The sequence below is a fragment of the Streptococcus porcinus genome, assembly GCF_900475415.1.
GTDB lineage: Bacteria > Bacillota > Bacilli > Lactobacillales > Streptococcaceae > Streptococcus > Streptococcus porcinus.
Window position 1 is genome coordinate 1,990,005 of the sequence record NZ_LS483388.1, and the last position, 21,737, is coordinate 2,011,741.

Consider the following 21,737-nt stretch of genomic DNA (forward strand, 5'->3'; position numbering starts at 1 on the left):
CCTTATTCCTTTTTAGAAAAGACTATTTATTAATAAGATTGTCAAACCCATTATTAGACAAAAAACAATGGTAAAACCTATGACAATCATAGGTTTTTGATAAGGATACTTAGCTCTTTCCTCAATGCTTTCATTTTTATCTAAAGCTTGTCCTCTAGAAATAGCTAAAATTTCTTTATAAGTTTGAATCCTATTTTCTTTTTTAAATTTTTCAATACGTAAGGCAAAGACCATGACAGTAAACCATTCAAAAATAAAAATAACAAAACCTACTTTACCTAAAAAATGGATAAGTGGGTAAGCTGTTAGAGCCATGATCAGTGAGCCGATAGTCATTGCCCAACCATCTCGGTTAAATTGCTGTAAGTCGTCACTTTGAACAAGTTTTTTCATTTCATCAATATCTCCTTCTACTAACTGATCAAGACTTAGGTTGAAAAGATTGGCCAAAGCAATTAAACTGTGAATATCAGGATAAGATTTGTCATTCTCCCAGTTTGAAATCGTTTGACGTGAAACATAGATTTTTTCTGCTAAGTCTTCTTGCGAGAATCCTGCCTTTTTTCTGCACGAACTCAATTTTTTTCCTAACTCCATTTTTTCTCCTTTCAGCTTAAGTTTATCTTAGTAGAGCTTTCTTGACTATCAAATATCTTTGACATAACCATAATTTGTCCCTTTTATTCGTCTAGGTACTCTTACTTTACACCCTTGTAAGGTCCTTGACAATGCCTCCAATTTATTTAGCAATAAGTTTATGGTACAATTAGTTGACCATTATCAAGGAGGAAATAATGTTTTCTATTTTAAATCGCCTTATAAAAGGTATGATTATTGCTCTTGGCTTCATTTTACCAGGTGTATCTGGTGGCGTCTTAGCAGCTATTTTAGGCATATATGAACGCTTAATCCGTTTTCTAGCCCATATCCGTGAGAATTTTTGGGAGAATGTACTTTTCTTTCTTCCCGTCGGGATTGGTGGTATCTTAGGTATTGCACTCTTTTCCTTCCCTGTAGAATACCTCTTAAAACATTTCCAAGTTCCAATATTGTGGGGCTTTGCTGGAGCAATTATCGGAACTCTTCCTAGTCTAATCAAGGAATCTACCAAACGATCTAAACGTGATTTAATTGATTGTATTTGGCTTATAATGACTTTTGTAATTTCTGGAGTACTACTTTACTTTCTAAACGATTTAGTTGGTAATATTCCCGTTAACTTCTTAAGTTTTATTTTAGCTGGAGCTCTCATCGCCCTTGGTGTACTAGTACCTGGTCTTAGTCCATCAAACCTACTGTTGATTCTTGGTCTATACTCACCGATGCTTAATGGTTTTAAATCTCTTGATTTATTAGGTACCTTTCTCCCAATCACAATTGGTGGCATCTTAGCTATTGCTGGATTTTCAAAAGCAATGGACTTTGCTCTAGAATACCACCATTCACGCGTTTATCATTTTATTATTGGTATTATTTTATCTAGTACCCTTCTGATACTTATCCCTGTTCCACATAGTCCCGAAGCTATTGATTATAGCGGAGCAGGATTATTTACTTGGGGTATGGCTTTGCTTCTATTCGGACTTGGTATTTGGTTAGGTCTATGGATGAGCAAATTAGAGGACAAATACAAATAGTATCACAAAAAAGTGTTGGAAATCCAACACTTTTTTGTATTTTAGCTCATCAATTTTCTACGTCTAAAATAATAACTAAACCCTACTATCATACTATTCTTTTTCATTATCTTTTATCAATTGAATGAAACAGTCTGTAAACTGAGCAGTCATCCCCCAGATTATCTCCTCTAAACCTTCATAGAAAGGAATGCGTGCAACCTGATTTGAAAAAGCATATTTTTGCCCATTACGAATCCGATCAAAAGGAAAATTATTGTCTTCTTTAACTCTTTGAGGTAACTCATAATAAACTGGCTTTATTTCCTGTAAGCAGTTTAACGGAACTACAAACAGATGGTCAACTTCTTCATTATATGCTAATTCTTTCCAATCTTGACAATGTAATTGGCCGACAAAACAGTGAATTGTCCGCTTTGACTGTACAATGTAGTCAATTTCACCCCAGATATCAATGCTATCTGCACAAACATTTAATTCTTCCACAGTTTCTCTAATAGCAGCAGCTTGATATGATTCATTCCTTTCAACTCGACCACCAGGAAACGATACTTCACCTGGCTGTGAAATATGTTGACTCCTTACCTCATACAAAATATGCCACCTTTCATTTTGCCAAAGCAGAGGTAAAAAAACGGCATACTGTTTTTGTTCGCCCAAGGGTTGTGGTTTATGTTCTTCAATCAAATCCTTAATTGTTTTCTTCATATTATTCCTTTTTGTCATTCTTATGTTCCAAGGGTACAAAAAATAATAGTAGAGGTCAAGAAATTGCTTTTTATGTTTTTTTAAATATATAAAATTTTTACATATAATCTATTGACTTCTTTTAATTTCTATCATATACTTTATATATAAAATATTTATATATAAAATTTTTACCCATTAAGGAGGTAATGGTATGTATTTTCCCGTATCAGCTACCTTGATTGAATTTTTAATCTTGTCTATTGTCAAAGAGCAGGATTCTTATGGTTACGATATCAGTCAAAACATCAAACTGGTAACCAATATCAAGGAATCAACCCTTTATCCCATCCTCAAAAAGTTGGAAAAGGCCGAGTATCTTAGAACCTATAGCCAAGAACATCAAGGACGTCGACGCAAGTACTATCAATTAACTACAGAAGGACAAACACAACTTGCTTTTCTTGAAGAAGAGTGGGAAAACTACAAAGCAAATTTAGATGCAATTATAGAAGGGAGTCTCCGCCATGACAAGAACTGAGTATTTAACAGAGTTACAAAATCAGCTCCGAAAATTGCCAGAAGACGATTATCTAGAAGCAATGGATTACTTTACCGAATACTTTGACGAAGCTGGTCCTGAAAACGAAGATAAAGTAATCACTGACCTTGGCAGTCCTAAAGAAGCAGCCCGCGAAATTATAGGCCGCTTACTTGAAAACAAAATTGAAAGTGAAGATAAGAGACCAAAACACTACGCTAAAATTATTTGGTTGACAATTTTATCAATCCTAGCAGCACCGACTGCCATACCAATCTTTCTAGCTATCGTATCCCTAGTATTAGCTATAATAGTAGTCATCACAGTAGTTATCTTTTCATTAATTATTCTAGGTATCTCATTTTTCGCAAATGGTTGTTACGTGCTATTTGACAGTTTCAGCTACTTATCAAGTTCTATCAATTCAACAATCCTTAGTTTCGGTATAGGTTTAATGATGATTGGAGGCTCTCTATTAGCTATAATGCTTGGATTTGAAGTTTGTGCTGCCCTTATACGTGGTGGGGCACTCCTCATTCAGAAAATGATTAAGAGAGGTCGAACAGTATGAAAAATTTTAAAAAAATAAGCTTTATTACAGCACTTTGTTTATTGCTTTCAGGACTTACCTTGGCAGGGTTTGGCTATGTTAGAGGGGGTTGGTCAGATTTATCAAGTTACACCAATCCATCAAAGAGTAATCATTATAAAACTAAGAAAGTAGCAAATTTTGATCACCTTTTACTTAACTGCAATGTTTCAGATGTTATCATAAAGACTGGAAATCAAGAGAAAGCCAGTATTACTTATTATGTCGATAAAAAATACCCCATCAAGATTGAGCAGACTGGGAAGACCTTATCCATAAGTGAAAAATCTAAAATTTTTCAAAATAAACCAAGCATCAACTTTTTAACTTTGCGAAATCTCACTAATATCGAAAAAAATAGTTATTTTGGCATAAAAACTAACTATTCTATCCAAATTACCCTTCCTAAAGGTCATAAGCTCAGCAGTCTCAAAGGAAATTTAAAAATTGGAGAATTAGAGATAGAAAATAGTCAGATTCAAACGATTGACTTCCTACTATCATCCGGAAATTTTTCAGTTAGTTCTTCTAAGATAATGAATGGACAAGTAACCCTACATACAGGTGATATGACATTTACGGATAGCCATATTAGTAACAGTAAGATAAATGTTAATGCCGGAAATATAGAATTTGGAACTTCAAGTATTGCAAATTCACAGTTAACATTGAAGGCTGGTGACTTTACCGCTACTAATGTTAGCTTTAGCAATAAAAACAGTTTAAGATTAGATATGGGTAACGCTGACATCCACTTAAAAAATCATGATTTAGCACTTAAAACCAATAAAAGTTTAGGTAATTCCGAAATAACATCTGACTTAAAAGGTAACTCTAAAAATCAACTGGACATTACTAATAAACTTGGCGATATTACAGTAGAATAGTAAAATAGAAGAGGCTTTTTCAGGCCTCTTCATTTTACTATATAATTGCTGATTAAGGCTACGATAACTAACTACTTTTTTTATCTTCTAATTCTTCTTGTATTAAGTTAAATACTTTTTATCTTGCCACACAAAGTTCTTACAAAAGTTTCTAAAAACACAACACAGTGCTGCTTAACTACTGTCAAAATTTACAGTAGCAGAGCTAAGGAAGACATTTTTACTCCTTACTATGAGCTTTTTGGTCGATAAATAATTAGAGCGAGTGCTAAGAAGCCTACTAAAAATCCTGTCAAAATGCTTACCTCAAGTCCAATATGGCCATTTAAAGAAATTGTTTCGCGTAAACCTGAAACGATATAAGACATTGGAAGATACGGGTGTAAAGTTTGGAAGAATCGACCACTTAATTCTATTGGGTAGGACCCTCCTGATGAACCTACTTGTAGTAATAGCATTGCCAGAGAGGCAAAAGAACCATAACGGTCATCCCAACCAACAAGGGCAGTCACTAAGGCCATAAGAGTCCAGCCACTTAAGATAATGAAAGCTAAAGTTTTTAATTCATAATTTGCTTCAAAGCCAAGAAACTGAATTGCTCCATATAGAATCAAAGAACTTAAAGTTGATATAAAACCATTGATAATGAATTTTTGTTTAGCCCAATCCCAACGATTCTTAACAGGTCTCCCTGACAGTGAGGTGGCAAAGATAACATTAGTTGACAAGGCTACTACCATTAATGAAACAGCTATCATATAGGGAGCCATACCAATACCATTAGTTTTAACATTATCTTTATCTTTTTCAGATAAAGATACCGGAGAAGCTACCGCCTTTGCATTCTTCTCTTTGACACTTACTAAATTAAGTTTATGAGAAGCCTCTGCCAATGACAGTTGTAAACTTGACAAACCATTTGACATGTTTGTCAATCCATCTGTCAAGCTAGCACTACCATTTGTCAATTTTACAGCTCCTTGTGTCAAGACATTCGTTCCCAAAGATAACTTCTGAGTGCCACTCAACAAAGCATTTGAATTAGCATTCAATTGTGTAGAACCACTTGAAATTGCTGTCAAGCCAGTCAATATTTCTGGATTTTTGCTATTAAGACTTGCAAGAGCTGAACTTAGCTTGTTACTTCCTGGTAAAAGTTGATTTGTGACACCGCTATTGACAGCTTTTACTCCCGTTGAAAGTTTTGTTAGTGCTGCACTTGCTTGTGGTAAAGCTTGATTTGACAAATTAGCAATTTTATTAACACTTGCTTGTAATTGACTCAACTGTCCAGTATTTGAATTACTTGGCAGATTTGATAATTTTGTTTTCAAAACAGTTATAGTATTAACAATAGTTTGAGCATCACTAGTCGCTTTCGATGGTGTCCCCAAAATCGCATGGTTTAACTCAGCCTGCTGTTCAGGACTCAAACTTTTATAAGTTGATGTTGCTTGTAGCGAAGCTAGCTTACTATTTGCTGAAGTAGCTTCAGTAGCAATAATCTCTTGCGCTAAATCTGAAATACCAGTTAAGGCTCCCATTAAGTCAGCTGTATTTGGAACAGACAAACCACCTACAGCGTTATTTAGCTCTTGTATGGCATTATTCAACTGTGGTAATCCTACTTGTAAAGCTTGAATCCCTTGAGTCTCTTCTTGACTCATTGTAGTTTCTGATGATAGCTTATTTAAACCGGCTGTCAGTTGAGTTGCCCCATTAGAGAGCTGACTAACCGCATCTAGATAAAGTGGCAGCTGCGAAGAGAATTTACTAATACCATTGTTCAGTTGATTTACACCACCAGTATAAGTCACTAATCCTGAATTAAGCTGACTAACTCCCTGTTTTAATGATTGACTACCATTGGCAAGGCTAGCAAGATTTGTTGTGATTTCTTGACTACCCACTTTAGCATCATTCGCACCTTGAACCAATTGACCACTGCCTGTTGAAGCATCCTCTAAGCCAGCCTGAAGCTTACTCATACTTTGAAAAACTGATGTTGTATAAGTTCGACTGACATTATCAGAGACTGACGATTTCAATTTAGCCATAGCTGCTTCACTCATCTTGGAAGCGACCATACCGTGACCTCTACTTGTTTGATATTGAATAACTAACTTCTCAGGATTATTCTCTAATAAAGTAGTTGCCTTTTTCGAAAGATCTTTTGGTAGAGTGACAATCATATAGTATTCGCCATTTTGCAAACCATTTTTAGCTTTTTTTTCTGAGACAAAATGATAATCTAAATCTTTATTTTTAGACATCTTGTCTACCATATCCTTACCGATATGTAAATCTTTTTTATCCAACTTAGCTTCCCTATCATGGTTGACTACTGCTATTGGTAAATCTTCTACTCGACCATAAGGATCCCACATTGAACCAAGAAAAGATAAATTATATAAGGCTGGAACTAGTGCCACACCTATCATTGTGATAATTAATTTTGGGTTTTTTAAAAGTGCTTTTAACTCTTCTAACATTTTTACTCCTCAAACGATTGTACTTCATTCATTTTATGATAAAATATATTATACATTGAAGCAAAAAAAACTCAAGAAATAATCACTGTTTTTAGACACATTGTCCAAATTGTTCAAAAAGGAGACCTTAATGCAGAATAGTCGCAAAGAAAATACAAAACGTGCTCTATTAGATGCAATGGTTAGACTCTTAAATAAAGAGAGTTTTGACGATATTTCAACAACTGAACTAGCAGAAACAGCAGGAATAAGCCGTTCTAGCTTTTATACCCATTATCGAGATAAATATGAAATGATTGATAGCTACCAACAGACCTTATTTCATCAACTTGAATATATTTTTGATAAAGATTATGAAGATAATCAACAAACTTTTTTAGAGGTTTTTACCTTCTTATCACGTGAAAAACTATTATCTGCTCTCATCTCATCGAATGGAACTAAAGAGCTTCAAAATTTTATAATTAACAAGGTTCGAATTTTAATTTCCTCTGAATTACATGAACGACTTGCAAAAGAAGGGATGTCAAAAATTGAATTAGATTATCAAAGTATTTATTTGGCTTATGCTTTCTTTGGTACTTGTCAGACTTGGATTGCTAGAGGAAAAAAAGAAACTCCTCAACAAATGACTGATTTTGTTTTAAAAATGCTTAATAGATCAAAATAAAAGACACTTTGAAAGTGTCTTTTATTTTGATCTAAATTAGATATACTTTTATTAAGTTAACTATATATTTAATTGAAAGTTATACCAAAACTTTAGTTTCCTCTGATATCTATTGTAATCTTCAGTGACAAAATAATTTTAAAAATTACAAACAAGGTTAGGACATTCCACTATTCCTATGATAATGGGTAATTACAGTCACTTATCAAAAGAGAACGAGAAAAAGCCGTTTCATATTTTGAAATAGCAGTTAATTCACTAAAAGAGGAAATTTATTCTTTCCACCAGTTATTGAAATTCCACAATTGGTCTTGAATGCTATCTCCCAAGCGTTGATACCAAGTCTTATTAGCTTCCTCTTGTTGCTGTTGTTTAAATAACTCTAAGGCATTATTTTCTTGATCTTGTCTCTCTAGGCCATCCTCAATTTTCTTAATTTCTTCATTGTATTGTTTATCTTCTTCCATAGATAAGAAATCTTTGTAAAAGGAAGAGCCAGCATAGAAACCATCATCACGTTTGAATGAGAATGTCAACCTTTCTCCTTTTTTCAGAGGTGTGTCCTTCAAATCAATAGTATAGGGGGTTCCTGAGTAGTACTGACGGAAAATATCCGTTTTATATGAATCAGTCTCTTCTCCCAAGTATTTAATTTTTTCAGGAGGGATAACTAAATTTCCACGGTTTTTATTGCTAGGATCACTTTGTCGGTAAAGGTAGACCCACCAACCTATAGGTATATTAACTGTGATTTCTCTACTACCAACATATAAACCTTTAATAGATATAGGTTTTCCACTATCATCTTTAATAGTTTGCTGGGGCTCATCAAAGATAAAGTTATTCTGTGTTTCTGAATCTGAGTAGATTTCAGAAACACTAGCATTCGCACTAACTTTCATAGCGCACGCTGACAAGCATAAAATAACAACTAAAATTATTTTTTTGTTCATTTTTCTCCTTTAAAGTTAAGCATTATATTAATTATCATGTTAATAATTCTTGGTCAAAACACCAATTCTATTTTTAATAATTTCAATTTAACTTTAGCTTTGGCAGTATAATAATTTTTACTCAATTATTATACTTTAACCTTGAGTATTTTCTATAATCATTATTTATAAAATAGTTTTATAGATGAACTAGTATAAAGTACCTCTCTTACAGTAGTTATAATTATTCTTTTTGGAGAAATCATCAAAAACCTTTATACTGAGCGATTTATAAGTTTTTAAATTTAAATCTACGTTTTATAAAAAAGATTATTTTATATTTTTTATACCAATCAAAAATATATGATTTCAAAAAAATTAGCCTACAAGTAAGAGTATGAATTCTATTTTTAGGCTAATTATATATTAATACAAAAACTTCACCTCTAAAGCATTGCAACATCGTCTTGGACATCCTACTTTAGCAATGACTATAGATACCTATTCTCACCTCTCAAAAGAGAGCGTAAAAAAAGCCGTCTCATCTTTGAAACGGCGGTAAATTCATTGTAACTGATTAAATTTTATTTTTAGCATTCTACACAACAAAAAAGCCTATTAAATAGGCTTTTAAAGTGTTTAATGTAAGAATTAAAGCATTTTGTTGTAGAATTCAACGACAAGTGCTTCGTTAATTTCTGGATTGATTTCATCGCGTTCTGGTAAACGAGTTAATGATCCTTCAAGTTTTTCAGCATCAAATGATACGAATGCTGGACGTCCAAGTGTAGCCTCAACAGCTTCAAGGATTGCAGGAACTTTCATTGATTTTTCACGAACTGAAATCACTTGACCAGGTTCTACACGGTATGAAGGGATATCAACACGTTTGCCATCAACAAGGATATGTCCATGGTTAACAAATTGACGTGCTTGACGACGAGTAGTTGCAAGACCTAAACGGTAAACAACATTATCAAGACGACGTTCTAAAAGAACCATGAAGTTGAAACCAAGAGTTCCTTCTTTGATTTTTGTAGCTTGTACGAACAAGTTACGGAATTGTTTTTCACCTAAACCGTAAGAAAAACGTAATTTTTGTTTTTCAGCAAGTTGTAGACCGTACTCAGAAAGTTTACCACGGTTGTTAGGACCGTGTTGACCTGGTACGTAGTTACGACGTGCTAATTCTTTACCTGTGCCTGTAAGCGATAAGCCAAGACGACGTGATTGTTTCCATGATGGACCAGTATAACGTGACATATTTAATGTCCTCCTCTAAATATTTTGAGGAAATAACTATTTGAAAAATCCTGATTCGTGCAGAGGGTTTTCACCTAAACAGCAAAGGTTACTTGAATAGATAACCACCTGTTGACGAGCTTCATATTTTTCTGCTATTATTTCACACAAAAAGTATTATAACACGATTATCAAAATCTGTAAAACATATTTTTAAATTCACATGCTTCTTGTTCCTTTTTTAATCTAGATATCTAATTAAGGTTTTCTCTGTCAGAATATCTGAGTAAGTATAGGATTCAACATAGGTATTGTTATAACCTCCAGATTGATCAACATTGTCATTATATTCAATAATAAATAAAGAACTATAAACTTCAATCAGACGACCAATTTTATTTTTTTCCCTTTTTCTACCGTTTTCTAAGGTCAATTCCACCAGTTGACCTTCATGAGCTTTAATATCTTCTTTAATTTTTTTCATTTTTGCAACATCTGCAAATGCATCACTCATATTCTATTCCTCTTATCTCTCTTCAAATTGTGCAATAGTTGAAAACTTGTTGTATTCTTTTTGGAACATTAATTTAACAGTCCCACGCGCTCCTGAACGGTTTTTTTCTAAAATAACTTCTATTGTATTATCTTCTATAGCATCCTCAGTTTCTTCGCCCTCTTTACGATAATAATCATCTCGGTATAAAAAAGCAACAATATCAGCATCTTGCTCAATAGATCCTGATTCTCGAATATCTGATAATACTGGTCTCTTATCTTGTCTTTGTTCAACACCACGTGATAATTGGCTAAGTGCTATAACAGGAACTTTTAACTCCTTAGCCAGTATTTTTAGCTGACGCGATATATCTGAAACTTCTTGCTGACGATTTTCTGGCTTAGTTCCGGTTATTAACTGAAGATAGTCAATAACAATAAGTCCTAAGCCACCTTCTACTTCTTGAGAGAGTTTACGAGCTCTAGCACGAATTTCAGTAATCTTGATTCCTGGTGTGTCATCAATATAAATAGGAGCCTCTGCAAGTGCCCCTTGAGCAATTGTTACATTATTCCAATCCTGCTCTGTTAATTGTCCTGTTCTTAGATTATGAGAATCTACCATACCTTCCGCAGCCAACATCCGGTCAACCAAACTTTCAGCACCCATTTCTAAAGAAAAAATAGCAACAGCTTGTTTCTGTTTAGTTCCAACATTTTGAGCAATATTGAGCACAAAGGCTGTCTTACCAACCGCTGGACGTGCTGCAAGAATAATAAGTTGATCAGGATGTAAACCTGTTGTAATCTTATCGAGATCCCGAAAACCAGTAGGAAGCCCTGTGACATCTGTAGTTTGTTTAGAACGAATTTCAAGATTTTCATAGTTAACTTTTAAAACATCTGAAATTTTTCTAAACCCACTTCGGTTACTATGTTCATTAATTTCAATTAATGCTTTTTCCGCACCAGCAATAATATCCTCAGAATCAGAGGCCCCTTCATATGCTAAGTTTACAGTATCTGTCAACCTCGAAATAATATCTCGGAGCATGGCTTTCTCCGCGACTATCTTAGCATAGTATTCTGCATTTGCGCTCGTTGGGACACTATTAACAAGTTCAACAATATAAGACAAGCCACCAATATTTTGTAAATCCCCTTGATTGTCTAAAATAGTTCGAACTGTTGTAGCATCAATAGCATCATTCCGATCACTAAGGGTAATCATTGCCCGAAAGATAATTTTATGAGAATATTTATAAAAATCGTCAGGACTAATAAATTCTCTAACTGTAATGAGTTTGTCCGGCGAAATAAATATTGAGCCTAAGACAGACTGTTCTGCCAGTAAATCTTGTGGCTGAACTCTTAATTCTGGTATTTCAGGCAAATCTTACACCTCCACTTCTAATTAAGTAATCAAGACCTTAAGCCTGATCAACTTTTAATTTAATTTCTGCTTTGACTTCTTTATGTAGCTTAACAGGGACTTCTATTAAACCAATTGCTCTAATTGGATGATCCAAGTCAATATGTCTCTTATCAACACTAATATTGAACTGTTTTTTTAATTCATCAGCAATTTTCTTTGCCGTAATTGAACCAAAAGTTCTCCCATCAGGACCAACTTTTTCAGTAAAGGAAACAACTGTTTTTTCATTTTCAAGCGCCTTTTTTGTAGCTTGAGCTTCTGCAAGTAGTTCAGCCTGAGCCTTCTCTTCAGCTTTTTGCTTCCCTTTCAATTCACCAATTGATTGATTTGTTGCTTCTTTAGCAAGATTTTTCTTAATAAGAAAATTTTGAGCATAGCCTGTAGGGACTTCTTTTATTTGTCCTTTTCTCCCTTTACCTTTAACATCTTCTAAAAAAATAACCTTCATTATTCCACCTCATTTGTTTCTTTTAGTGTGTTTTCAATTGTCTCAATTAATAATTGTTTCACATCATCAAAATGTTGATTTTCAATTTGACAGGCAGCTAGATTAAAATGTCCTCCACCGCCTAGCTTTTCCATTATGCGTTGAACATTTATTTTACTCCTACTTCGAGCTGAGATGACAATTTTATCACTTTGAGTCTGAACCATCGCAAAACTAGCCTCAATTCCTGCCATAGACAAGAGAGTATCTGCAGCCTTACTTGCAATAACGTTAGAATATAGATGATCTTCCACGCCTGTTCCCACAATAATATTGTCACAGAGACGTTCGCCACGAAGTATAATTTCATTAACCTGTTTATATTCATTAAAATCAGTAGCTGATATTTGCTGAATTTCAACACTATCACTGCCTTTATTTCGTAAATAACTAGCAACGTCAAAAGTTCTACTTGTTACTCGAGTAGAAAAGTTCTTGGTATCAAGCATGATTCCAGCCATCAAAATACTAGCCTGAACCTTGCTAAGTCTCTTCTTATCATTTTGGAATTGGATTAGTTCTGTAACTAACTCAGCAGCACTACTTGCTCCACTTTCAATAAAGGTTAAGATAGCATTCTCAGGAAAATCATCATCTCTTCTATGATGGTCTACAATAATAACATCATCAAACATCTCATAAAAATCTTTAGATAACGTTAATGAAGTTTTCGAATGATCCACCATAACTAAAAGTGAATTTTTTGTGACTAAACGCATAGCATGAGTGACACTTATCAAGCGAGTTTTTCCATCCGCTTGTAGTCTTTCAATAGCTCTTTCAATGTCATGCGCCATATCATCTGGCTCATAAACTGCAAAAGAATTATCAATAATGTTACTAGCAAAAAATTGCATACCAACTGAAGCTCCTAAAGCGTCCATATCCAATTTTTTATGACCTACAATGAAAACATTGTCAACTGTCTTAATTCGATCAGAAATAGCTGTCATCATTGCCCTTGTTCGAGTTCTTGATCGCTTAACAGTTGACACAGATCCGCCACCAAAATAAATTGGGGTTTTCCCCTCTTCATTTTCCCGAATAACTGTTTGATCCCCACCACGTACTAAAGCAATATTTAAATTTTCAAGAGCAACCTGACCAATTTGGTCGTGATATTTTTGCCCAAAGGAAATACCCATACTCAATGTTAGGCGCAACTGTCTTTCCTGAGCTTCTTTTCGGAAAACTTCTAAAATAGCAAATTTATTATCCATTAATTCTTTTAGATTTTGATAATCTGTGAAGAAATAATAGCGATCCATATTAACACGACGGTAAAAAATGTGGCGTGTATCCATAAAGTCAGCAATAAAATTAGCAATAAAGCTGTTAATTTTTGAAATATCGGCATCCGTTAAATTATCAGTAATTTCATCGTAATTATCAATTGAAATAATACCAATAACCGGTCGCAGCATACTAGCATCTATTGTCTGACGGTTACCGATAAAAGCGTCGAAGAAATAAAAGACGCCTGCAGCTTCATCTAAATAAGATGTGTATCGATTTCCTGAAACTTCAAAAGTTTGAGATATATTACCTTTTCGCTTTTCTAGTAAAATATCGTGAATCATTTGATTTTGAAATAAGCCTTCTTCACTTGTAAAAATTAGCTCAGTATAAGGGTTATACCACTCAACTAAATTAGTTTCTTTATCAAATTGAACAACCCCAACAGGCATTTTATCCAGTAAGGATTTTAAATTATTTTCTGTTTGTTCATTTAAAATTTCAATATGATTTAAATCAGATAATTCATGAACCTCTTTTTGATACCAGAGAAGTGCAATAATAAATAAGAGCACAAGAAAAATAGCTAGCAAAAGTAGCATTTTTGATTGAACGATACTGACACAGAGTGCTAATAATCCAAATAAAATTAAACCCATCAACATTAAATGGATGGTTTCAAAACGAAATCTTTTCATCCTATAACCTCTTAAGGACTTATTATACCACAAAAAAGCCCTGAAATACAGAGCTTTACGTATCTATTAAGGTTACATTTTTGTGACCTATTGTGTCTTTCTTCTTGCTTTACCGTTCCCTTCAATATAGACCATTAAGATAGATATATCAGCTGGGTTAACTCCTGAAATCCGGCTAGCTTGTCCAATCGTTTCGGGATTAATTTTTTTAAATTTTTGACGCGCTTCCGTTGCTATGGAATCAATAGCATCCCAGTCAATATTCTTTGGAATCTTTTTTTCTTCCATTCGTTTCATTTTTGCAACTTGATCCAAAGCTTTATTGATGTACCCCTCATATTTGATTTCTGTTTCTAGTAACTCAATAACCTTAGTGTCGAGGTTTTCATCAGCAGAACCGATAAACGAAATAGCAGTAGCATAATCAATTTCTGGACGACGCATAAATTCTTTAGCTGTCATAGCATCTGTTAAAGGTTTAAACCCTAATGCCTCTACTTTTTCATTAGTTTCTCTAATCGGTTTTAGTTTGATGCTACTTAGACGCCTTAGCTCTTTCTCAAATTGTTTCTTCTTAGTTTCAAAAATACTCCATCTCTCATCGTCAACAAGTCCAATTTGACGACCCAGTTCTGTTAATCGCATATCTGCATTATCATGACGTAAAATTAACCGATACTCAGCACGAGAAGTTAAGAGACGATACGGCTCTAAGGTTCCCTTAGTCACTAAATCATCAATCATAACACCGATATAGGCATCACTTCTTTTAAGAATAAGTTCCGGTTTACCTTGTACCTTAAGAGCAGCATTAATCCCAGCAATAATCCCTTGCCCAGCAGCCTCTTCGTAACCAGAAGTCCCATTAGTCTGACCCGCTGTAAATAAGCCAGAAATAACTTTGGTCTCAAGCGTTGCGCGCAGTTGATGAGGGAGAACAATATCATATTCAATGGCATATCCTGTCCGCATCATTTCAGCATTTTCTAAACCCTTAATCGAATGCAATAGGTCCTTTTGAACATCTTCAGGTAAACTTGTTGAAAGTCCTTGAACGTAAACTTCCTCAGTATCACGTCCTTCGGGTTCCAAAAATAACTGATGTCTCTCTTTATCAGCAAAACGGACGATTTTATCCTCAATGGATGGACAATATCGAGGTCCAATACCCTTTACAATTCCTGAAAACATTGGAGCACGGTAAAGATTTTTATTAATAATATCATGACTATTTTTGTTAGTATACGTTAGCCAACATGGAATTTGATCCTTCAAATAATCCTCATCTTTAGACATGAATGAGAAATGATTTGGGTTATGGTCACCGGGCTGAATTTCTGTTTGTGAATAATCAATAGACGAGGCCTTAACACGTGGAGGTGTCCCTGTTTTGAAACGACCAATTTCTAAGCCCAGCTTTTTTAAATTATCAGCCAAGGTAATAGAGGCTAAACTATTATTAGGTCCAGAAGAATATTTTAATTCTCCTAAAATAATTTCTCCTCTTAAAGCAGTTCCAGTTGTTACTACAACTGCTCTAGCAGAAAATTTCTGACCAGTAGCTGTCAAAACACCAACCACTTTTCCATCTTCTACCAAGATATCATCAATCATGCTCTGGCGGAGCGTCAAATTCTCTTGGTTTTCAACGGTCTGCTTCATTTCCCTAGCATACAAAGCCTTATCAGCTTGAGCACGAAGGGCGCGAACAGCTGGTCCTTTTCCAGTATTCAACATTTTCATTTGAATATAGGTTTTGTCAATATTCTTACCCATCTCGCCACCAAGAGCATCAATTTCACGGACAACAATCCCTTTTGCTGATCCTCCAATTGATGGATTACAAGGCATAAAAGCAAGCATATCTAAGTTGATAGTAGCTAGTAAAGTTTTACAACCCATACGAGCTGCAGCTAAACTTGCTTCAACACCAGCGTGACCCGCCCCTATAACAATGACGTCATAGGATTCTGTAAATTCATGTACCATTTTAATTTCCTCTTTTTTACTGATTGATGATATGTTTTAATTGTCCATTCCAATTCGGCAAGCTATCTTTTAAAAACTCTGGAACTAAATCAATTTCTGACAGTCTATTGATATCTACCCACTCACAAACTTGAACTTTAGTTCCTTCTCGCATATTTAAACTAGGCTCTTCTAATGGTGTAACCATGTAATGAAATTCAATATTATGCCAATAAAACTGTTCATCCCAAAAATGATTTTCGACAATAAATGCTAACTTTTTTACTGAAATTTCTATCCCTAGCTCTTCTATCGTTTCACGTGAAACAGCTGTTTCAGTCCTTTCTCCGATATGAACTGCTCCTCCAATTGGATAATAACGTTTGTTACTATCTCTTATTAAAAATATCTGACCGTTCCTAACTAGGAGAGCTGTTGCCCTAATTGAACTTACTGTCTGTTCTTTAGTAAATCTAAAATCACTCATCGAATCCTCACACTTGGTCATTAAAGTTAAAGAAAAATAGCCAAAACCCTCGAAAATTGTACACAAAAAGGCTTACAATTTCCATGAGCTTTGACCATCACAGTTTTTATAAATTTATTTTAGCAAATAGATATTAAAAGTCAATAATGAACGATGTCGACTCTCTATTTTCAGCAACAAATCTTTACACGACTTTCAATAGTTGTAAAGATCCTGTAAAGGCTAAATATGAAAGGACCCTCTAATTCCTATGACTAGCATCTGAATTCCGATTGTTGTTAAAATTAACCCCATCAAACGTGTAATCACACTCATCACATTTTTTCCGAGAAACTCTGAAATTGTTTTAGCACTAATTAACAAACCATAAGTAATTAAGCAAAGGATAAAAAATGAAATTAGGGTAATTAACTGATTTTCAAAACTTCCTTGTGAAAGTGTAATTGCAGTTGCAATAGTCCCTGGACCTGCAAATAAAGGCATCGCCAAAGGAGAGATTGCAATATCCATTGGATTCGTTTTCTCATTTGCACCAAGATGATTTATCAAAGGCGCATGAACGCCATTAATCATGTGGTAACCTGTTAGGGCTACTAAAATGCCTCCTGCAATTCTTAAAGAATGAATCGTAATCCCAAAAATTTGAAAAATATAGTGTCCACTGAAAGTAACAACTAAAATAATGATAAAAGCAATTATTAAACTATTCTTTGCAACGGCTTTTGAAATTTTTTGATCATCATCTGCAACTAAGGCCATATAGGCTGGTAAATTTGAAATAGGATTCATTATCGCAAAAAATGCCATAAAAGTAAGTGTCAATTTACTAATCATTGTTTCCTCTTATCACTTGACAGTTGTGTAATATCTAAATGTACTGACAAACAAGACCGTCTTTATAAGCTTGATCAATAATACCACCACCTAGACATTCTTGATTATCATAGAAGACTACTGCTTGTCCCGGCGTGATAGCTCGTTGAGGCTCAGCAAATAGAACTTCTGCCTTATTTCCGGATACCTTTACAGTTACTTTACTATCTGGTTGACGATATCTGAACTTAGCAGTGCACTCAAGCGTAAACTCCTTAGGCATATCACGTGTGAAATGAACCATCGAAGCATCTAGTGATGTTGACATTAAGGATTCATGATAAAATCCTTGGCCAACATATAAAACATTTTGACTAAGGTCTTTACCAACGACAAACCAAGGCTGGTTATCGCCCCCATGTTGTCCACCAATACCAAGACCACCTCTTTGACCGATTGTATAATACATTAGGCCTGCATGCTCTCCCATATCACGACCATTAACAGTTCTCATTCTTCCTTTTTGAGCTGGTAAGTATTGACTTAGAAATTGTTTAAAGTTTTTCTCACCAATAAAGCAAATTCCAGTCGAATCTTTTTTCTTAGCTGTTGCAAGTCCTGCCCGCTCAGCAATTTCCCTAACTTGAGATTTTTGTAAGTGACCTAACGGGAATAAAGTTTTTTGCAGTTGCTCTTGGGATAATTGACTAAGAAAATATGTTTGATCTTTGCCATTATCAACCCCCCTTAACATATGTACTATTCCATCTGAATCACGTTCAACTTGTGCATAGTGTCCAGTAGCTACATAATCTGCCCCTAAATTTAAGGCGTAATCAAGAAAAGCTTTAAATTTTATTTCTTTATTACACATAACATCCGGATTTGGTGTTCGTCCTGCACGATACTCTGCTAAAAAGTATTCAAACACCCGATCCCAATACTCTTTTTCAAAATTAACAGAGTAATAAGGAATACCAATCTGGTCAGCTACTGCTGCCACATCCTTATAATCCTCTGTTGCTGTACAGACGCCGAATTCATCTGTGTCATCCCAGTTTTTCATAAAAACGCCAATCACATCATAACCCTGTTCCTTTAATAAAAGAGCAGTTACCGATGAATCAACGCCACCACTCATGCCGACTACGACACGCGTTTTTGACTTATCCGTCATATATAGTCTCCCATCTTTTCGTTTAACGTACGATTGAAGGTCGTCGTTCCCAAAAGTCGATTTGAAGGTCGATTTTGAAGCGTCTCTGACGCACTGACTATTATAACAAGAATTCAGACGAAATCAACTACTTAATATTCACAAAAATTAAGACAAGATATCCACTAGTTTGTTATAATAAACCTACAGTAAAATTTGGGAGTAACTATGAAAACACAAAAATTTCAATCTGTTTTTGATATTATTGGACCTGTGATGATTGGACCATCAAGTAGTCATACCGCAGGGGCTGTCAGAATCGGTAAAGTCGTCCATTCTATTTTTGGTGGGACTCCTGACGAAGTCACATTTCATCTTTATAATTCCTTTGCCAAAACCTATCAGGGGCACGGAACCGATAAAGCTTTAGTCGCCGGTATTCTTGGCATGGACACTGATAACCCTGATATCAAAAATGCCTTAGAAATTGCTCACCAAAGAGGAATCCGTATTTATTGGGATATTTTAAAAGATAGCAACGCTCCTCACCCAAATACTGTTAAAATCGCAGTCAAAAAGAAAGACAAATCAATGAGTATCACTGGAGTTTCCATTGGTGGTGGCAATATTCAAGTAACCGAGTTAAATGGTTTCTCTGTTTCTCTAACGATGAATACACCAACCCTTATCATCGTTCACCAAGATATTCCAGGCATGATTGCTAAAGTTACTGACATCTTATCAGAATATGATATTAATATCGCACAAATGAACGTTACTCGTGAAAGCGCCGGCGAAAAGGCTATAATGATTATTGAAGTTGATACTCGTGATTGTCAAGATGTTGTTGATAAAATTGCAAATATTCCACATTTACATAATGTCAACTTCTTTGACTAGAAAGATTACTCTATGTTTTATACAATCGAAGAACTTGTTAAACAAGCTGATGAAAAATTTGATGGCAATGTTGCAGAATTGATGGTTGCAACAGAAGTTGAAATGACTGGTCGATCCCGTGATGAGATTCGTTTGATTATGGGGCATAATTTAGAAGTTATGAAGGAATCTGTTGTTAATGGATTAACCTCTAGTAAATCTATAAGTGGCTTAACTGGCGGGGATGCACTAAAAATGGACACCTATATCAATTCTGGTAAAACGCTTGCTGATGTAACAGTACTTACTGCTGTCCGTAATGCCATGGCGGTTAACGAACTAAACGCTAAAATGGGACTTGTCTGCGCAACCCCTACCGCTGGGTCTGCGGGGTGCTTACCTGCTGTTTTAGCAACTGCCATCGATAAATTGAAATTAAATGAAGAAGAACAGCTTGACTTTCTTTTTACAGCTGGTGCTTTCGGATTAGTTATTGGAAACAATGCCTCTATTTCGGGTGCAGAGGGAGGTTGTCAAGCAGAAGTCGGTTCTGCATCTGCAATGAGTGCCGCCGCAATGGTTAAAGCTGCAGGAGGTACTGCTTTCCAAGCCAGCCAAGCTATTGCCTTTGTCATTAAGAATATGCTAGGCTTAATTTGTGATCCAGTAGCTGGACTTGTTGAGGTACCTTGTGTTAAGAGAAACGCTTTAGGCGCAAGCTTTGCAATTATAGCAGCCGATATGGCATTAGCGGGGATAAAATCACAGATCCCTGTTGATGAAGTTATTGATGCCATGTATCAGGTAGGCTCAGCTTTACCAACCGCTTTCAGAGAGACTGCTGAAGGAGGCCTTGCGGCAACTCCAACTGGACGTCATTACAGTAAAAAAATTTTTGGTGACTAATTAAGGTGATAAAGTGAAAAATATATTATTTGATTTAGATGGAACATTAGTTGATTCCAGTAAAGGGATTATAAACGCCTTTACATATACCTTTACCAATATTAACTTGGAAGTCCCAGATGTAAACCTCTTATCAACGTATATTGGCCCTCCGCTAGAAACAACATTTTCGGATTACTTTTCCAATCAAGAAGATATTGATCTTGCCATTAGACATTTTCGAAGATATTATCAAGACACTGGGGTCTATCAAGTTAAGATGTATGAAGGTATAGAAGAAATGCTAGCCCAACTTAGCAATTCTGGTTATCATCTGTTTGTTACCACTAGCAAGCATGAACCTATGGCTTTACATATGCTTGAAGAACTTGGAATTCATAGCTACTTTTCTGGAATTTATGGTTCACTACCTGATAGATTCAAAAAAGCAGATATCATAAAAGCATGTTTGAAACAAGAAAATATTCCAGCAAGTGAGACTCTTATTATCGGAGATACACACTTTGATATTGTGGGCGGAAAATTTGCTGGTATTACAACCCTAGGAATAACATGGGGATTTGGATCGGAAATTGATTTAGTAAAGGCTGGCGCTGACTATATCAATCATAAGCCAAGTCAAATTATTGCAACTGTAGAAAAAATGACTTAGTTTCCACTACATAAAAAAAGCACGACTTAAAATAACTCGTGCTTTTTTATGTACTCTAATAACCCCAAGCAGATAAACCTTGAGCATGATAAGCTTTAGTAGCTGCATTAATTTGGTCTTGGACCGTTGCTGTTGATCCCCACCCTGGCATCGTTTGGAATAAACCTGAAGCTCCTGAAGGATTTGATGCATTTGGATTACCGTTTGACTCGCGAGCAATAATAGCTTCCCAAGTTGCTTGTGGAACACCCGTAGCTGCAGCCATTTGAGCAGCTGCTTGGCTACCAATCGCGCCCGCAGTATTACCATTGGATTGATAAACGTTAGTAGGTGAAGCATATTGCTGCACCGTAACTTGTTGCGTTTGAACTACTGGATTAACTTCCTGCGCAGGAGTCTGAACTATCTCTGTCATTGGTTCAGTAGCTGAACCTTCCACAGTTACCGCTTCCGGTTGACTCGTTGAACTCGATTGAGTTGACGATGTTGAATCACTTGTTTTTTCTTTTTTAACTTCTGTATTAGTTGAAGTTGGTTTTGTTTCTTTTTTGATAACTTTAGTTTCTGGTTTTTTTGCAAAAGATTCCGTATCAACACTTCTACTTGAAAATGCAAAGACAAGAGCAATTAAAGAAATTGCGAATGCAAATACCCCAAAACTAACGTATCGTTTTTTAAAATTCTCATTTTTAAACATTTAATACACCTCTTTTTTCTCCAAGTATCATACTAACCTAAGTTTGTTACTTATCTATAGAAGTTATATTAAAAATATTACAATAGTATTGATTTTATAAGAAGTTCAGAACTTTTAGCGGACAAGAGAAGCTCAACTACTAGATATAGAG

Annotated in this window: 22 protein-coding genes and 1 pseudogene; 9 read left to right on the forward strand and 14 right to left on the reverse strand. The window is 35.1% G+C overall.

Annotated features, from left to right (window positions below; all coding sequences use genetic code 11):
• Positions 1-12: 12 nt before the first annotated feature.
• Positions 13-597 carry a helix-turn-helix domain-containing protein gene (locus DQM45_RS09880; RefSeq protein ID WP_003085931.1) on the reverse strand — a complete coding sequence of 195 codons (585 nt, stop codon included), beginning with the start codon at positions 595-597 and terminating at the stop codon, positions 13-15.
• 197 nt (positions 598-794) lie between these two features.
• Between DQM45_RS09880 and DQM45_RS09885 the strand changes: the two genes are divergently transcribed.
• Positions 795-1,637 (forward strand): DUF368 domain-containing protein, encoded by an 843-nt coding sequence (locus tag DQM45_RS09885; RefSeq protein WP_003085923.1) that lies wholly within the window; start codon positions 795-797, stop codon positions 1,635-1,637.
• Between the two features lie 93 nt (positions 1,638-1,730).
• Here the strand turns inward: DQM45_RS09885 and DQM45_RS09890 are convergent, their stop codons facing one another.
• Positions 1,731-2,345 carry an NUDIX hydrolase gene (locus DQM45_RS09890; RefSeq protein WP_003084229.1) on the reverse strand — a complete coding sequence of 205 codons (615 nt, stop codon included), beginning with the start codon at positions 2,343-2,345 and terminating at the stop codon, positions 1,731-1,733.
• Positions 2,346-2,538: 193 nt separating this feature from the next.
• Between DQM45_RS09890 and DQM45_RS09895 the strand changes: the two genes are divergently transcribed.
• Genes DQM45_RS09895 through DQM45_RS09905 form a run of 3 tightly spaced genes read left to right on the forward strand, consistent with a single transcriptional unit; the run spans position 2,539 to position 4,341 of the window.
• Positions 2,539-2,865 (forward strand): PadR family transcriptional regulator, encoded by a 327-nt coding sequence (locus DQM45_RS09895; RefSeq protein WP_003085010.1) that lies wholly within the window; start codon positions 2,539-2,541, stop codon positions 2,863-2,865.
• Positions 2,852-3,436: a DUF1700 domain-containing protein gene (locus DQM45_RS09900; protein WP_003083914.1), complete on the forward strand. Its 585-nt coding sequence runs from the start codon at positions 2,852-2,854 to the stop codon at positions 3,434-3,436. Before DQM45_RS09895 ends, DQM45_RS09900 begins: the two co-directional genes overlap by 14 nt.
• Positions 3,433-4,341, forward strand: a complete 909-nt coding sequence (locus DQM45_RS09905) for a DUF4097 family beta strand repeat-containing protein (RefSeq protein ID WP_003083722.1) — start codon at positions 3,433-3,435, stop codon at positions 4,339-4,341. The genes DQM45_RS09900 and DQM45_RS09905 overlap by 4 nt, the downstream gene beginning before the upstream one ends.
• Before the next feature lie 230 nt (positions 4,342-4,571).
• On the opposite strand, the gene DQM45_RS09910 is transcribed toward DQM45_RS09905, so the two are convergent.
• Positions 4,572-6,833 carry a YhgE/Pip family protein gene (locus tag DQM45_RS09910; protein ID WP_003084364.1) on the reverse strand — a complete coding sequence of 754 codons (2,262 nt, stop codon included), beginning with the start codon at positions 6,831-6,833 and terminating at the stop codon, positions 4,572-4,574.
• Between the two features lie 130 nt (positions 6,834-6,963).
• Between DQM45_RS09910 and DQM45_RS09915 the strand changes: the two genes are divergently transcribed.
• Entirely contained in the window at positions 6,964-7,503 is a 540-nt protein-coding gene (locus tag DQM45_RS09915) for a TetR/AcrR family transcriptional regulator (protein ID WP_003083408.1), read from the forward strand.
• 272 nt (positions 7,504-7,775) lie between these two features.
• Here DQM45_RS09915 and DQM45_RS09920 read toward each other — a convergent pair whose 3' ends face one another.
• Entirely contained in the window at positions 7,776-8,456 is a 681-nt protein-coding gene (locus tag DQM45_RS09920) for a hypothetical protein (protein WP_003085909.1), read from the reverse strand.
• A gap of 427 nt (positions 8,457-8,883) precedes the next feature.
• On the opposite strand from DQM45_RS09920, the pseudogene DQM45_RS10310 reads away from it, so the two are divergent.
• A pseudogene (locus DQM45_RS10310) lies at positions 8,884-9,008 on the forward strand (site-specific integrase); the annotation flags it as partial.
• A gap of 78 nt (positions 9,009-9,086) precedes the next feature.
• Here the strand turns inward: DQM45_RS10310 and rpsD are convergent.
• The 9 genes from rpsD to mnmA form a co-directional block, all read right to left on the reverse strand.
• Positions 9,087-9,698 carry a 30S ribosomal protein S4 gene (rpsD, locus tag DQM45_RS09925; protein WP_003084382.1) on the reverse strand — a complete coding sequence of 204 codons (612 nt, stop codon included), beginning with the start codon at positions 9,696-9,698 and terminating at the stop codon, positions 9,087-9,089.
• A gap of 220 nt (positions 9,699-9,918) precedes the next feature.
• Complete coding sequence (locus DQM45_RS09930) at positions 9,919-10,191, reverse strand: Veg family protein (protein WP_003085324.1); 273 nt, start codon at positions 10,189-10,191, stop codon at positions 9,919-9,921.
• Between the two features lie 12 nt (positions 10,192-10,203).
• Entirely contained in the window at positions 10,204-11,565 is a 1,362-nt protein-coding gene (dnaB, locus tag DQM45_RS09935) for a replicative DNA helicase (RefSeq protein WP_003084286.1), read from the reverse strand.
• Between the two features lie 37 nt (positions 11,566-11,602).
• Complete coding sequence (gene rplI, locus DQM45_RS09940) at positions 11,603-12,055, reverse strand: 50S ribosomal protein L9 (protein ID WP_003084698.1); 453 nt, start codon at positions 12,053-12,055, stop codon at positions 11,603-11,605.
• On the reverse strand, positions 12,055-14,028 hold the full coding sequence (locus DQM45_RS09945) for a DHH family phosphoesterase (RefSeq protein ID WP_003085979.1): 1,974 nt from the start codon (positions 14,026-14,028) through the stop codon (positions 12,055-12,057). The genes rplI and DQM45_RS09945 overlap by 1 nt, the downstream gene beginning before the upstream one ends.
• Before the next feature lie 87 nt (positions 14,029-14,115).
• A complete protein-coding gene (mnmG, locus tag DQM45_RS09950; RefSeq protein ID WP_003085153.1) occupies positions 14,116-16,017 on the reverse strand; it encodes a tRNA uridine-5-carboxymethylaminomethyl(34) synthesis enzyme MnmG in 1,902 nt (633 codons plus the stop codon).
• A 16-nt stretch (positions 16,018-16,033) separates the two neighbouring features.
• Positions 16,034-16,483, reverse strand: a complete 450-nt coding sequence (locus tag DQM45_RS09955) for an NUDIX hydrolase (protein WP_003083026.1) — start codon at positions 16,481-16,483, stop codon at positions 16,034-16,036.
• A gap of 222 nt (positions 16,484-16,705) precedes the next feature.
• On the reverse strand, positions 16,706-17,317 hold the full coding sequence (locus tag DQM45_RS09960) for a MarC family protein (protein WP_003084160.1): 612 nt from the start codon (positions 17,315-17,317) through the stop codon (positions 16,706-16,708).
• Between the two features lie 34 nt (positions 17,318-17,351).
• Positions 17,352-18,473: a tRNA 2-thiouridine(34) synthase MnmA gene (gene mnmA / locus DQM45_RS09965; protein WP_003085256.1), complete on the reverse strand. Its 1,122-nt coding sequence runs from the start codon at positions 18,471-18,473 to the stop codon at positions 17,352-17,354.
• Between the two features lie 207 nt (positions 18,474-18,680).
• Between mnmA and sdaAB the strand changes: the two genes are divergently transcribed.
• Genes sdaAB through DQM45_RS09980 form a run of 3 tightly spaced genes read left to right on the forward strand, consistent with a single transcriptional unit; the run spans position 18,681 to position 20,889 of the window.
• On the forward strand, positions 18,681-19,352 hold the full coding sequence (gene sdaAB / locus DQM45_RS09970) for an L-serine ammonia-lyase, iron-sulfur-dependent subunit beta (protein WP_003082625.1): 672 nt from the start codon (positions 18,681-18,683) through the stop codon (positions 19,350-19,352).
• A gap of 12 nt (positions 19,353-19,364) precedes the next feature.
• Positions 19,365-20,237, forward strand: a complete 873-nt coding sequence (sdaAA, locus tag DQM45_RS09975) for an L-serine ammonia-lyase, iron-sulfur-dependent, subunit alpha (RefSeq protein ID WP_003085868.1) — start codon at positions 19,365-19,367, stop codon at positions 20,235-20,237.
• Between the two features lie 13 nt (positions 20,238-20,250).
• Positions 20,251-20,889: an HAD hydrolase-like protein gene (locus DQM45_RS09980; protein ID WP_003083082.1), complete on the forward strand. Its 639-nt coding sequence runs from the start codon at positions 20,251-20,253 to the stop codon at positions 20,887-20,889.
• 55 nt (positions 20,890-20,944) lie between these two features.
• On the opposite strand, the gene DQM45_RS09985 is transcribed toward DQM45_RS09980, so the two are convergent.
• Positions 20,945-21,586 (reverse strand): transglycosylase SLT domain-containing protein, encoded by a 642-nt coding sequence (locus DQM45_RS09985; RefSeq protein WP_003084441.1) that lies wholly within the window; start codon positions 21,584-21,586, stop codon positions 20,945-20,947.
• Between the last annotated feature and the right edge of the window lie 151 nt (positions 21,587-21,737).